The sequence below is a fragment of the Klebsiella quasivariicola genome (assembly GCF_002269255.1).
In the GTDB taxonomy this organism is placed as follows: domain Bacteria; phylum Pseudomonadota; class Gammaproteobacteria; order Enterobacterales; family Enterobacteriaceae; genus Klebsiella; species Klebsiella quasivariicola.
This window is the reverse complement of record NZ_CP022823.1, coordinates 640,419-653,487: the sequence shown is the minus strand read 5'-3', so window position 1 is coordinate 653,487 and position 13,069 is coordinate 640,419. Positions and strand designations below refer to the sequence as shown.

At 60.3% G+C, this 13,069-nt stretch carries 12 protein-coding genes; 5 read left to right on the top strand and 7 right to left on the bottom strand.

Annotation, left to right across the window (positions count from 1 at the left end; translation table 11 throughout):
- Positions 1–7 precede the first annotated feature (7 nt).
- The 3 genes from dhaL to B8P98_RS03305 all read left to right on the top strand — a co-directional run bounded on the left by dhaL (position 8) and on the right by B8P98_RS03305 (position 3,797).
- Complete coding sequence (gene dhaL, locus B8P98_RS03315) at positions 8–640, top strand: dihydroxyacetone kinase subunit DhaL (protein WP_004181378.1); 633 nt, start codon at positions 8–10, stop codon at positions 638–640.
- A 10-nt stretch (positions 641–650) separates the two neighbouring features.
- Positions 651–2,072 carry a dihydroxyacetone kinase phosphoryl donor subunit DhaM gene (gene dhaM, locus B8P98_RS03310; protein ID WP_025710572.1) on the top strand — a complete coding sequence of 474 codons (1,422 nt, stop codon included), beginning with the start codon at positions 651–653 and terminating at the stop codon, positions 2,070–2,072.
- A 75-nt stretch (positions 2,073–2,147) separates the two neighbouring features.
- A complete protein-coding gene (locus B8P98_RS03305) occupies positions 2,148–3,797 on the top strand; it encodes a glycerone kinase (protein WP_025710573.1) in 1,650 nt (549 codons plus the stop codon).
- Between the two features lie 101 nt (positions 3,798–3,898).
- Here the strand turns inward: B8P98_RS03305 and B8P98_RS03300 are convergent, their stop codons facing one another.
- Positions 3,899–4,675 (bottom strand): siderophore-interacting protein, encoded by a 777-nt coding sequence (locus B8P98_RS03300; protein WP_025710574.1) that lies wholly within the window; start codon positions 4,673–4,675, stop codon positions 3,899–3,901.
- A gap of 239 nt (positions 4,676–4,914) precedes the next feature.
- Here B8P98_RS03300 and B8P98_RS03295 point away from each other — a divergent pair, with 239 nt between their 5' ends.
- The gene (locus tag B8P98_RS03295) at positions 4,915–5,469 is read left to right on the top strand and encodes a PadR family transcriptional regulator (protein WP_023298241.1); all 555 of its coding nucleotides are present in this window, start codon (positions 4,915–4,917) and stop codon (positions 5,467–5,469) included.
- 257 nt (positions 5,470–5,726) lie between these two features.
- The gene (gene ygjG, locus B8P98_RS03285; RefSeq protein ID WP_025710575.1) at positions 5,727–7,106 is read left to right on the top strand and encodes a putrescine aminotransferase; all 1,380 of its coding nucleotides are present in this window, start codon (positions 5,727–5,729) and stop codon (positions 7,104–7,106) included.
- A 52-nt stretch (positions 7,107–7,158) separates the two neighbouring features.
- On the opposite strand, the gene lsrG is transcribed toward ygjG, so the two are convergent.
- The 6 genes from lsrG to lsrA are packed head-to-tail and all read right to left on the bottom strand — an operon-like array spanning position 7,159 to position 12,871.
- Positions 7,159–7,455 carry a (4S)-4-hydroxy-5-phosphonooxypentane-2,3-dione isomerase gene (gene lsrG / locus B8P98_RS03280; RefSeq protein ID WP_025710576.1) on the bottom strand — a complete coding sequence of 99 codons (297 nt, stop codon included), beginning with the start codon at positions 7,453–7,455 and terminating at the stop codon, positions 7,159–7,161.
- A complete protein-coding gene (gene lsrF / locus B8P98_RS03275) occupies positions 7,452–8,339 on the bottom strand; it encodes a 3-hydroxy-5-phosphonooxypentane-2,4-dione thiolase (protein ID WP_095032711.1) in 888 nt (295 codons plus the stop codon). Before lsrF ends, lsrG begins: the two co-directional genes overlap by 4 nt.
- A gap of 11 nt (positions 8,340–8,350) precedes the next feature.
- The gene (gene lsrB, locus B8P98_RS03270; protein WP_025710578.1) at positions 8,351–9,352 is read right to left on the bottom strand and encodes an autoinducer 2 ABC transporter substrate-binding protein LsrB; all 1,002 of its coding nucleotides are present in this window, start codon (positions 9,350–9,352) and stop codon (positions 8,351–8,353) included.
- 1 nt (position 9,353) lies between these two features.
- The gene (gene lsrD, locus B8P98_RS03265) at positions 9,354–10,352 is read right to left on the bottom strand and encodes an autoinducer 2 ABC transporter permease LsrD (RefSeq protein ID WP_095032710.1); all 999 of its coding nucleotides are present in this window, start codon (positions 10,350–10,352) and stop codon (positions 9,354–9,356) included.
- Entirely contained in the window at positions 10,353–11,387 is a 1,035-nt protein-coding gene (lsrC, locus tag B8P98_RS03260) for an autoinducer 2 ABC transporter permease LsrC (protein ID WP_095032709.1), read from the bottom strand.
- Entirely contained in the window at positions 11,384–12,871 is a 1,488-nt protein-coding gene (gene lsrA, locus B8P98_RS03255) for an autoinducer 2 ABC transporter ATP-binding protein LsrA (RefSeq protein ID WP_095033605.1), read from the bottom strand. The genes lsrC and lsrA overlap by 4 nt, the downstream gene beginning before the upstream one ends.
- Between the last annotated feature and the right edge of the window lie 198 nt (positions 12,872–13,069).

Sequence of the window (13,069 nt, the reverse complement as noted above, 5' to 3'; positions counted from 1 at the left end):
GCACGACATGTCACTGAACAGAACGCAAATCGTCGACTGGCTGTACCGCTGCGGCGATATTTTCACCAAAGAGAGCGATTTTCTCACCGGTCTTGATAAAGAGATCGGCGATGCCGATCACGGCCTCAATATGCACCGCGGCTTCAGCAAGGTAGTCGAAAAGCTGCCGTCGATTGCCGATAAAGATATTGGCTTTATCCTCAAAAACACCGGTATGACGCTGCTCTCCAACGTCGGCGGCGCCAGCGGCCCGCTGTTCGGCACCTTCTTTATTCGCGCCGCGCAGGTGACCCAGGCCCACCAGAGCCTGACGCTCGACGAGCTGTACCTGATGATCCGCGAAGGCGCAGACGGCGTCGTCAACCGCGGCAAAGCGGAGCCAGGGGATAAAACCATGTGCGACGTCTGGCTGCCGGTGGTGGACTCCCTGCGCCAGTCCAGCGAGCAGCACCTGTCGATCGCTGCCGCGCTGGATGCCGCCTGCGAAGTGGCCGAGCGTGCGGCCCACGCCACCATCACTATGCAGGCGCGTAAAGGCCGCGCCAGCTATCTCGGCGAGCGCAGCATCGGACATCAGGATCCCGGCGCGACCTCGGTGCTGTTTATGGTTCAGATGCTGGCCGCCGCCGCCAAAGAGTAAGGAAATCGCGATGGTAAACCTGGTTATTGTTTCTCATAGCGCCCGGCTGGGCGAAGGTGTCGGAGAACTGGCCCGGCAGATGTTAATCAACGATGGCTGCAAGCTGGCGATCGCCGCCGGGATCGACGATCCCGACAGCCCGATCGGCACCGATCCGCTTAAAGTCATGGAGGCGATCGAATCCGTGGCCGATACCGATCACGTGCTGGTGATGATGGATATCGGCAGCGCGTTGCTCAGCGCCGAAACCGCCCTCGATCTGCTCGATCCGGCGATTGCCACGAAGGTGCGGCTATGCGCCGCGCCGCTGGTGGAAGGGACGCTGGCGGCCACCGTCAGCGCCGCCTCCGGCGCCGGGATTGACAAAGTGATCGCCGATGCCATGAACGCCCTGGAGGCCAAGCGGGTTCAGCTGGGTTTACCTTCGCATACGCCTGACGCCATCACTGCCCCAACGCTTGCTGACGACGGCGACACAAAATCGGTTTCAGTCATTATTAACAATCACAACGGCCTGCACGTGCGTCCGGCGTCAAAGCTGGTCGCCGCGCTGGCGGGCTTTAACGCCGAACTGCTGCTGGAGAAAAACGGGAAGTGCGTCAAACCGGACAGCCTCAACCAAATCGCGCTATTGCAGGTACGCCGCAACGATAAGCTGCGCCTGCTGGCCCGCGGTCCGGATGCCGACGCGGCGCTGGCGGCGTTTCAGGCGCTGGCCGCCGATAACTTCGGTGAATCACCTGCAGCGCAACCAGCTGAGGATCCGGCCACGCCCGAGCGCGTCGAAGGCGCTGCCCTGCGCTACCCGCTGGCCCTGATCCAGCCGGTTCACCCGGCTGCCGCTGATGCCGCCCGCGAGCAGCAGCGCCTGCGCCAGGCCATTGACCAGACGCTGGCGGATCTTATCGCCCTGACCGAGCTGGCGGAAAACAAATTTAACGCCGATATCGCGGCGATCTTCGCCGGGCACCATACCCTGCTCGACGATGACGATCTGTTTGATGCCGCCAACGATCGTCTGCTCACCGAACAATGCTCGGCGGAATGGGCATGGCATCAGGTGTTGATGGAGCTCAGCCAGCAGTATCGCCAGCTGGATGACCCCTACCTGCAGGCGCGTTACATCGATATCGAAGATATTCTGCAGCGTACCCTGCGCCATCTGCAGGGCGTTCAGGAGAGAGTGCCGGCGCCCGGCGAGCCAACGATTATTATCGCCGACAACATTTATCCCTCAACCGTCTTACAGCTGGATGCCAGCTTCGTTAAAGGCCTGTGCCTGCGCGATGGCAGCGAACAGGCTCACGGCGCGATTATCGCCCGCGCCGCAGGAATTGCCTGGCTGTGCCAGCAGGGCGAGGCGCTGAACAACGTACAGCCCGGCGAGACTATCGCGCTCGATATGCGCCACCAGCGCCTTATCCGTGACTAAAATTCACGTTGACCGTTACCGCTCCGGAGGCCTGCCTCCGGAGGGTGAGTTTTCGCTTACTCTTCAGGAACCACTATGTCTCAATTCTTTTTTAACCAGCGCGCCAGCCTCGTCAACGATGTGATTGAGGGTACCATTATCGCCAGCCCGTGGAATAACCTCGCCCGGCTGGAGAGCGACCCGGCGATCCGGGTGGTGGTCCGTCGCGATCTGAATAAAAACAACGTGGCGGTGATCTCCGGCGGCGGCGCCGGCCATGAACCGGCGCACGTCGGCTTTATTGGTAAAGGCATGCTGACCGCCGCAGTCTGCGGCGATCTGTTCGCCTCGCCGAGCGTCGACGCGGTGCTTACCGCCATTCAGGCGGTGACCGGCGAGGCAGGCTGCCTGCTGATCGTCAAAAACTACACCGGCGACCGGCTTAACTTCGGCCTGGCGGCGGAGAAAGCGCGCCGTCTCGGCTACAACGTTGAAATGCTGATCGTCGGCGACGACATTTCGCTGCCGGATAACAAACAGCCGCGCGGCATCGCCGGTACGTTGTTCGTCCATAAGGTGGCGGGCTATTTTGCCGAGCGCGGCTATAACCTCGCCACCGTCCTGCGCGAAGCGCAGTACGCCGCCAGCCACACCGCCAGCATCGGGGTGGCGCTGGCCAGCTGCCACCTGCCGCAGGAAGCGGAAAGCGCCCCGCGCCATCAGGCCGGCCACGCCGAGCTGGGAATGGGTATCCACGGTGAGCCGGGCGCCTCGACGATCGCCACGCAAAACAGTGCGGAAGTCGTCAACCTGATGGTGGAAAAACTGACCGCCGCCCTGCCGGAAACCGGCCGCCTGGCGGTGATGCTCAATAACCTCGGCGGCGTGTCGGTGGCCGAGATGGCGATCCTGACCCGCGAGCTGGCCAACACCCCGCTGCAGGCGCGCATTGACTGGCTGATAGGCCCGGCCTCGCTGGTGACAGCCCTCGATATGAAAGGCTTCTCGCTGAGCGCCATCGTGCTGGAGGAGAGTATTGAGAAAGCGCTGCTGGCGGATGTGGAAACCGCCGGCTGGCCGCAGCCGGTGCAACCGCGGATTATCAACGTCGTGCCGTCCACCCTCGACAGCGCTCGGGTGGATTTTACGCCCTCGGCCAACCCACAGGTGGGCGATTACGTGGCGCAGGTGACCGGCGCCCTCATCGATCTTGAAGAACATCTCAACGCGCTGGATGCCAAAGTAGGCGACGGCGATACCGGCTCCACCTTCGCCGCCGGGGCGCGTGAGATTGCCGAGCGGCTCGAGCGTCAGCAGCTGCCGCTGAACGATCTGCCAACGCTGTTCGCGCTGATCGGCGAACGCCTGACGGTGGTGATGGGCGGCTCCAGCGGGGTATTGATGTCGATCTTCTTCACCGCTGCCGGGCAGAAGCTGGAGCAAGGCGCCAGCGTGGCCGAGGCGCTGAACGCCGGTCTGGAGCAGATGAAATTTTACGGCGGCGCCGAGGAAGGTGACCGGACGATGATCGACGCTCTGCAGCCGGCGCTGGCGGCGCTGCTGGCCGAACCGGAGAACCTGCAGACCGCTTTTGCTGCGGCGCAGGCCGGGGCGGATCGCACCTGCCAGTCGAGCAAAGCCGGCGCCGGACGAGCGTCCTATCTCAACAGCGACAGCCTGCTCGGCAACATGGACCCCGGCGCCCACGCGGTGGCGATGGTGTTTAAAGCGCTGGCGGAACGCTAAGCCTCCCCCGGTGGCGCTGTGCTTACCGGGGCTACAAATCGGCGCCAACCGTAGCCCGGATAAGGCGCAAGCCGCTATCCGGGTTTTACCACGATGGCTTTTTACTTGCTGTGCCAGTATGCCTGGGAACGCACCAGCTGCTGATCGATACTCTCGTCTTCAAAGCGTTCCAGTAGCGATTTCACCACCGCGCCTTCGCCGGTCAGCCAGATGAAATAATCCTCCGCCGGCACCTTCACCTGCGCCAGACGCTCGGCGACGAACGCCGGGTTGTGGCCTACCACCCACTCGATGTTAAAGCCGTCGAGATCCGCCAGATAATCTTTATACGACGCATCGGCGATAGTAACGATGGCCGTCACTTGCGGCCTCGCCGGCAGCTGGCGTAATCCCAGCAGACGACGGCGCAGCGCCGGCATGCCGGACTCATCGCAAACATACAGCTGCCAGGCATAATCTTCCGGCACCACCAGCGAGCCGCGCGGGCCGCCGATAACCAGCTTATCGCCCACTTTTGCTTCCAGCGCCCAACGGCTGGCGATACCGCCATCGTGGATATAGAAATCGTAAGCCAGCTCGTGTCGTTCGGCATCGTACAGCGGCGTATAGTCGCGGGTGGCAGGCCGCACACCTTCCCCCCAGTCAATCCCCTCCTCGGTTACCTGCGGCGGAGTAAATGCCGCACCCGGCTCGGGGAAAAAAAGCTTGGTATGGTCGTCAAAGCCGTGAGAAGCGAAGCCTTCCAGCGCCTCGCCTCCCAGCACGATACGCTGGAACGCCGCGCCTGCGCGCTCCACGCGCAGCACCGTCAGCTCACGGAAACGCAGCTCATTGCGGACACGCTGCGGGTACTTGCCTGCTTTGGTTTTTGTCATCATCGATTGCCTTCGTGAACGGTAAATAGATATATCTAAACTTGATGCAAATGATAATGATTGCCAACTAAAAAGAATGCAAGTCTTTTTTTGATATAGTAAAAGTAAATCGCACTAAAATTCCAGATACTTAAATAATTACTTATAAATCAACATAATAAAAAATAAATACCCCATACCATTGCTAAGATTAAAATTTTAGATATAAATTAGATATATCAAAAAAAACACAGGAGTTAGCGATGCGACATCATCATGAAGACGGGCGTGGGCCACGGGGGCGCCACGGTGATCCCAGCGAACACGGCGACCATGGCCGCCGCGGCGGCGGACGTCGCCAGCGTTTCTTTGGCCATGGCGAACTGCGGCTGATCATTCTGGATATCCTCAGCCGCAACGCCAGCCATGGCTATGAGCTGATCAAAGAGATCGAAACCCTCACCCAGGGGAACTACAGCCCCAGCCCGGGGGTGATCTACCCGACGCTGGATCTGCTCCAGGACCAGGGCCTTATCAGCGTGGAAGACGACAACGGACGCAAAAAAATCGTTATCAGCGAGGAAGGAAAACAGCTGCACGCCGAGAACCAGGAGCACCTGGCCCATATCCAGGAGCGTCTGCAGGCGCGGATGGTCGGCTGCGAGCTGCGCCGGGATCCGCAGATGAAGCGCGCGCTGGAGAATTTCAAAGCGGTCCTCGATTTGAAAGTGAACCAGCAGGCCAGCAGTGCCGCCCAGCTCAAGCAGATCATCGGCATTATCGACCGGGCAGCAATGGAGATCTCTCAGCTCGACTAAGCCTCTTTTTTCACCATCGGCTGCCCCGCGCTGGGGCAGTCCGCACCACGGCGGATCGCCCCGTTCATTGCCGCCAGGCAGAAAATCTCGTCAGCTCAGGAATAAAACGTGCCAATAGTGGCGCAATGAGATTAAATTTTACACATTTCGTCTTTTACCTTGCATTTATCCCGATTTTCACCGCTTCTGCCGAACTGGCGTAATCCCTGCAATACTTAATCCAGTATCGTGTGATACGTCCGCCCCAGGAGCACATTTTGAACAGGTTACCTTCCAGCGCATCGGCTCTGGCCTGCAGCGCACACGCACTGAATCTCATTGAAAAGCGCACGCTTGATCATGAGGAAATGAAAGCACTTAACCAGGAGGTCAGGGAATACTTTAAAGAGCATGTGAATCCGGGGTTTTTAGAGTATCGAAAATCGGTCACAGCCGGCGGGGATTACGGAGCCGTAGAGTGGCAAGCGGGAGGGTTAAATACGCTTGTCGACACCCAGGGACAGGAATTTATCGACTGCCTTGGTGGGTTTGGCATCTTCAATGTAGGGCACCGTAATCCAGTTGTGGTATCCGCCGTCGAGAATCAACTCGCGAAACAACCGCTTCACAGCCAGGAGCTGCTGGATCCGCTACGCGCGATGCTGGCGAAAACCCTGGCAGCGTTAACGCCCGGTAAACTGAAGTACAGTTTCTTCTGCAACAGCGGTACCGAATCGGTAGAGGCGGCCATCAAGCTGGCGAAAGCCTATCAGTCGCCGCGCGGTAAATTTACTTTCATCGCCACCAGCGGCGCCTTCCACGGTAAATCGCTGGGCGCGCTGTCGGCCACCGCCAAGTCGACCTTCCGCAAGCCGTTTATGCCGCTGCTGCCGGGCTTCCGCCACGTGCCGTTCGGCGATATCAACGCCATGCGCACCATGCTGAGCGAGTGCAAGAAAACCGGCGACGACGTCGCGGCGGTGATCCTCGAGCCGATTCAGGGCGAAGGGGGCGTGATCCTCCCGCCAACGGGGTATTTGCCGGCGGTGCGTAAACTGTGCGACGAGTTTGGCGCATTGCTGATCCTCGACGAAGTGCAGACCGGCATGGGCCGCACCGGCAAGATGTTCGCCTGCGAGCATGAGAACGTCCAGCCGGACATTCTGTGTCTGGCGAAAGCGCTCGGCGGCGGTGTGATGCCGATCGGCGCGACGGTGGCGACGGAAGAGGTCTTCTCGGTGCTCTTCGATAACCCGTTCCTGCACACCACCACCTTCGGCGGCAACCCGTTGGCCTGTGCGGCGGCGCTGGCGACGATCAACGTGCTGCTGACGCAAAACCTGCCGGCGCAGGCGGCGCAGAAAGGCGATATGCTGCTGGACGGTTTCCGCCTGCTGGCGCAGGAGTATCCGGACCTGGTGAATGAAGTGCGCGGGAAAGGCATGCTGATGGCCATTGAGTTTGTCGATAACGAGATTGGCTACGACTTTGCCAGCGAGATGTTCAGACAGCGGGTGCTGGTCGCCGGGACGTTAAACAACGCCAAGACGATCCGCATTGAACCGCCGCTGACGCTCACCCTTGAGCAGTGCGAACAGGTACTGAAGGCGGCGCGCAAGGCGCTGGCGGCCCTGCGCGTTTCGGTTGAAGAGACATAATAAAGTGCTCTTCACCCTCTCCCTCAGAGAGGGAGAGGGTGAAGGAAAACCCTCACACCTGCGGTAACAGGCCGATAAAGCTGCGTTTCTGCCGCGGCTGCGACATCATCTCCTCCAGCTTTTCGACGCAGGCTAAATAGTGCGGCGTCTTCTTATGCGCCTGCACCGCCTCATCGTCTTTATAGGCTTCGTAGATAAAAAAGCGGGTTTTCACTTCTGGATCCTGCAGGACATCGAAGCGCAGGTTGCCCGGTTCCCGCAGCGCGCCTTCGTGGTTGGCGCGAAACACCTCGAGAAACTCATCCACCCGCTCGGGTTTAATATTGATCTCCACCAGCGTTACGTTCATTTCAGCTCTCCCTGTTTTTCTTCCTGCCAGAACTGATACGCTTCGCGCGCGTTCAGATTCTCATGCACCACCTTTTTCACCGCCTTCAGCATCGCGCGCGGGGCGCTGGACTGGAAGATATTGCGCCCCATATCCACCCCGGACGCCCCCTGGTCGATCGCCCGCCAGCACATCTCCAGCGCCTCATGCTCCGGCAGTTTTTTACCGCCGGCGATGACGATCGGCACCGGACAGCTGGCGGTCACTTTTTCAAAGCCTTCCTCAACGAAATAGGTCTTCACAAACTGCGCCCCCATTTCGGCGGCAATCCGGCTGGCCAGCGAGAAGTAGCGCGCGTCGCGGGTCATCTCTTTGCCGACGCCGGTAACCGCCAGGACCGGCATACCGTAGCGATTGCCGGCATCCACCAGTTTGATGATGTTATTGATCGACTGATGTTCGTATTCGCTGCCGATATAAACCTGCGCCGCCACCGCGCATACGTTGAGACGCAGCGCGTCTTCCATCGCCACCGCCACGCATTCGTTGGAGAGTTCGCTTAAAATCGAATTGCCGCCGGAGGCGCGCAGCACCACCGGCTTATTGGTGGCCGCCGGTACCTGGCTGCGCAGTACGCCGCGGGTGCACATCAGCACGTCGGTGTCGGCAAACAGCGGCGCAATCGACAGGTCGATACGTTCCAGCCCGGTCGTTGGCCCCTGGAAGTAGCCGTGATCGAAGGCCAGCATCACCGTGCGGTTGCTGTGCGGATTAAAGATGCGCGCCAGCCGCGACTGCATGCCCCATTCCAGCGAGCCGCAGCCTTTCAGGGTATACAGCGTGTTCTGCTGCGGGCGGTCGATACCGAAGTCCTTACCCTCTTTGATGTCGTCTAAATCAGCCATCTCATCCTCCGTCAGAAGTCGTAGTTATTGATGTTCTCTTTGCTGAACACCACGCGCTCCGGCAGCAGCACGATACCGTTGCCCTTCGCCTCATACTGGTAGCCCTGCACGCTATTCGGTTCGACCTTCAGCGAGCCGATATCTTTCACCTCAACGCTATCGCCTACGTTAAGATCGCCCTTTTTCAGCAATCGATCGGCGACGTTAACCGCAATTTTGCCCTGCTGAACCACATCCCACAGGCCGAACGCTTTCACCGTGCCGCGCTCAACGTACGGGCGCATCACGTTCGGCGTACTAAAGCCGACAATCGCCACGCCCTGACGCTTGAGGTTCTCTGCCGCCTGCGCCGCCGCCGGCAGCGCATTGGCATCCGGCGCGATAATGGCGTCGAGATCCGGATACGCTTTTAAGATCCCCTCGGCGGTTTGCAGCGATTTGGTGGCATCGTTATAGCCAAACTGGGTGGTGACGATTTGCCACTGCGGATGCTCTTTTTCGATTTTGGCTTTGGCTTCCTTCACCCACTGGTTCTGGTCAGTCACCGTCGGGCTGGAGTAGAAAAACGCCACTTTGGCGGCAGGTTTGCTGACCTGCTTTTCCGCCATCTCCACCAGCAGGCCGCCGAGCTGCTGCGGCGTGCCCTGGTTGATATAGATGCTGCGGCACTCCGGTTTGGTATCGGAATCCCAGGTCAGGACTTTTACCCCGCGCTGCATCGCCCGCTTCAGCGCCGGGCACAGGCCGTCCGGCGAGACGGCGGAGACGATAATCGCGTTGTAGCCCTGGTTGACGAAGTTGTTGATAAGCTGCACCTGGCCGGAGACGCTGGGCTCGGTGGGGCCGTCATAGGTGACATCCACGCCCAGCGCTTTCCCCGCCTCTTTCGCGCCGTTGCCGCCGCTGGTAAAGAAGCCGACGCCAACCAGCTTAGGAATAAAGGCGATGCGGTCCGCCGCCTGCGCGGTAACCACGCTCATCGTCAGCGCCAGCACGATCAGTTTTAATTTCATTTTATGCTCCGATTGTTTTATGCGAGAAAAGACGCCGCCAGGTTGCGCGCACCCATTCACGGTGCAGGCTCAGCGAACGCCCCATCACCACCACAACCAACAGCGCCCCTGACAGCGCGCTCGACACCTGGTTGGGGATGCCGACCATCTGTAAACCCTGTTGCAGATACCCCACCAGCAACGCCGCCAGCGCGGTACCCAGTATCGATCCCGAGCCGCCGTAAATATTGGCCCCGCCGAGCACCGCCGCGGTCAGCGCCGGCATCAGAAGGTCGCGGCCTAAATCCGAACGCGCCGAGCCGAAATAGGAGACCATCACCAGCGCCGCGACCGCCGAGGCGACGCCAACCAGGCCATACAGCACGTACGGGATGCCGTTCACCGACAGCGCGGCATAGCGCGCGGCGCGCGGGTTTTGCCCGAGTAAAAAGAGGTGGCGGCCAAAGCGCCCGCGATGGGTCAGCAGCCAGAAGAAAAAGTTGATAATCGCGAACAGCACCAGCGGCAGCGGCAGTCCGGCGAGGGTTAAATTGGCGAAGGCGGTGAAGCTATCGGGAAAACCGCCAATCCCCTCGTAACCGGTCGCGCCGGCCATCCCGGAAAGCAGCAGCGCGCCGCCGCCGTACAGATACAGCGTACCAAGCGTGATCACCAGCGGGCTGATGCCGGTGTAGTGGATCAGCGCGGCGTTGAATAACCCGCACAGCAGTCCCAAGAGCAACGTCAGCGATACCGCGAGCCACAGCGGCCAGCCCGCCTGGGTCATCACCCCGAGGGCGATGGCGCACAGGCCGATGGTCGAGCCCAGCGAAATATCGATCCCGCCGCTGATGATCACCAGCGTCAGCGGCAGCGCGACAATGCCGATGCAGATAAAGTCGCTGGTGCTAAAGAGCAGCATATTGAGATCCAGCATGCGCGGATTCAACGCGCCGAATAGCAGGATTTCCGCGATCAGCAATGCCAGCAGCGCGCTTTCCCAGTTAAGCTTCAGCTTCATTTAAGCCACCTCTTTGCTTTTGCGTTCGGGAAAGCGGGCAACCTGTTTGCCCCCTTTATTACCGGGCTGGAAACGGCTGTACTTTAGCGCCCGTTGATGGCGGGCCAGCGCCTGGCGCAGGCGGCCATCGAGCACCAGCACGCCGAGCAGCACCAGGCCGGCGATAAAGTCATTCCACCAGGCGGGAAGGCGGAACAGCACCAGTACGGTGTCAATTTGGGTGAGGAAAAAGGCGCCGAGAAACGCGCCGAGCAGCGTGCCGGTGCCGCCGAGCAGCGAGATCCCGCCCAGTACGCAGGCGGCGATGGCTTTCATCTCCAGCCCGCTGCCGGTCTGATTAGGCACAAAACCAATCTGCGCGGCGAAGACGATCCCGGCGCAGGCCGCCAGCATACCGTTGAGGGTAAAGGCCAGCATCCGCGTGCGGTTGACCGCCACGCCCAGCTGACGCGCGGCGGCAAGATTATCGCCAACGGCGTAAAAATCACGACCAAAGGCGGTACGCGACAGCAGCCAGGCGCCCGCCAGCAGCAGCGCCAGCACCAGCCAGCCCAGCGGCGACACGCCAATAAACGCGGGCTCCGAGAGCGATTTCAGGCTGTCGGGCAAGCCCTCGATCCATTTCCCGCCGGTGCACAGCAACATCACTCCGCGATACAACCCCAGCGTACCGAGCGTCGCGACGATCGCCGGAATGCGCAGTCCCACGACCAGCAGGCCGTTAAAAGCCCCGGCCAGCGCGCCAATCGCCAGCGCGAAGGCGATAGCCGTCGCCAGCCCGTAACCGTTGTTCAGCGCCACGCCGACGGCGATGGCACACAGCCCAACGGTCGAGCCTACCGACACATCAATATTGCGGGTCAGCATCACCAGCGTCGCGCCCAATGCCAGCAGGCAGAGGATCTGCGAGCTGGCGAAAATCATCGCCAGGGTCTGCAGGCTGAAATAGGCTGGATTGAGCGCCACCAGCACAACAAAGAGCGCCACGATGGCAAAGAAGGCACTCAGTTCGCGATTCTTCAGTAACGTTTTCATGCCTGCCCTCCGAAGGCCAGGGTCATCATGCGATCGACGGTCACCGCCTGCCGCGCCAGTTCGCCACTGTAGCGGCCCTGATGCATCACCAGCACCCGGTCGGCCAGGCCAACGAACTCATCCAGATCGCTGGAGATCATCAACACCGCCACGTTTTGCGCGGCAACGCTTTTTAGCAGTTGATAGATATCGGCGCGGGCGGAGACATCCACGCCGCGCGTCGGCTCATCGACAATCAGCAGTAACGGATTAGCTTCCAGACAGCGCGCCAGCAGCACCTTCTGCTGGTTACCGCCAGAGAGAGTGCGCACCGGCTGATCGCCATCGGCCAGCTTGATCCCCAGTGCCCGGTGATAGCGTTCAACCACCGCCGCCTCCCGTTTCCCCTGCTGCCACCACGACGGCTGATTGAACATCACCGTGTTCCAGCGCACCGGCGCATCGAGAAACAGCCCCGAGACCTGACGATCTTCCGGGAGATAGACCAACCCGCTGGCCAGCCTGGCGCGGGTGCTGTCGCGGCTGATCTCGCGATTCTCCAGCCAGATCCGCCCGGCGCGCGGCGGACGCAGGCCGTATAAGGTTTCGGCAAATTCGGTGCGCCCGGATCCCACCAGCCCGGCCAGACCGACGATCTCACCGGCGCGGATCTCCAGATTGAGATCGATAAAGCCTTCGCCGGTGAGATCTTCCACCCGCAGCACGGGAAAATCCTGTGGTTGCGTACGGCGGTTGCCCGGCAGCGACAGCCACAGCTTTTGCGTGTCGCTCAGCGTATGGTCGCGGCTGGCCGGCGTCATAGCGCTAATCAGTTGCTCATCGCGGTAAGTTGCGGTCTCGCCGCTCAGCACTACCGCCCCGTCGCGCATCACCGACACATGGCTGGCAAGCTGGCGGATTTCGGGCAATTTATGTGAGATAAAGACGATCCCAACGTCCAGCGCCTGTAACGCGCGGATCTGGCTAAACAGTCTCTCGGTTTCACCCGGCGTTAAAGAGGCGGTGGGTTCATCCAGGATCAGGATCCTGGCCTCGCGCATCAGCCCGCGCAGGATCTCGACCATCTGTTGATCGGCTACCTCGAGCGTGCTGGCGCTGGCGTCGAGGTTGATCTGGCAGTTCAACTGCTGCAGTTTGTCCTGCAACCGCGCGACGGTATCCGCCCGCTTCGGCAGGCGGAAGAGAATGTTCTCGCGCACGCTGAGGTTGGGAAACAGCATCGGCTCCTGCGGCACCAGATAGATGCCTAACTGATGCGCTAGCGCCGGATTGAGACGCGCAAACGCGCGGTCGCCGAGCGTCAGTTCACCGCTGTCCGGCGTTTCAACGCCAGCGATGATCTTCATCAGCGTTGATTTACCCGCGCCGTTGCCGCCCATCAGCGCATGCACCTGGCCCGCGCCTAGCGTGAAATCGATGCCCTTCAGCACCGCAACGCCGGAGAACTGTTTGCAAATCTGACGAGCTTCAAACAGTGGCTTCATCATCACGCCTCAATTGAACAAATGATTTTTAAATTTAATAATGTTCAAAAGCGTAGACGGTGAACTATATTTACAACCGTGCGAAGATCACACTTTGGTGCTTTAGATAGTCAGGAATAAATGCGCCAGCGATGAAAGATCCGTTTTGCCAGTCGGCTCACACTTTCCGACCGCGCAATAGCGAACATATGATCTAAA

Coding starts and splice junctions, on each gene's coding strand:
- lsrF (WP_095032711.1), bottom strand. CDS start 8,339: ATGGCTGATTTAGACGACATCAAAGAGGGTAAGGACTTCGGTATCGAC.
- lsrC (WP_095032709.1), bottom strand. CDS start 11,387: ATGAAAACGTTACTGAAGAATCGCGAACTGAGTGCCTTCTTTGCCATC.
- dhaM (WP_025710572.1), top strand. CDS start 651: ATGGTAAACCTGGTTATTGTTTCTCATAGCGCCCGGCTGGGCGAAGGT.
- B8P98_RS03300 (WP_025710574.1), bottom strand. CDS start 4,675: ATGATGACAAAAACCAAAGCAGGCAAGTACCCGCAGCGTGTCCGCAAT.
- lsrG (WP_025710576.1), bottom strand. CDS start 7,455: ATGAACGTAACGCTGGTGGAGATCAATATTAAACCCGAGCGGGTGGAT.
- dhaL (WP_004181378.1), top strand. CDS start 8: ATGTCACTGAACAGAACGCAAATCGTCGACTGGCTGTACCGCTGCGGC.
- lsrB (WP_025710578.1), bottom strand. CDS start 9,352: ATGAAATTAAAACTGATCGTGCTGGCGCTGACGATGAGCGTGGTTACC.
- B8P98_RS03305 (WP_025710573.1), top strand. CDS start 2,148: ATGTCTCAATTCTTTTTTAACCAGCGCGCCAGCCTCGTCAACGATGTG.
- lsrD (WP_095032710.1), bottom strand. CDS start 10,352: ATGAAGCTGAAGCTTAACTGGGAAAGCGCGCTGCTGGCATTGCTGATC.
- B8P98_RS03295 (WP_023298241.1), top strand. CDS start 4,915: ATGCGACATCATCATGAAGACGGGCGTGGGCCACGGGGGCGCCACGGT.
- lsrA (WP_095033605.1), bottom strand. CDS start 12,871: ATGAAGCCACTGTTTGAAGCTCGTCAGATTTGCAAACAGTTCTCCGGC.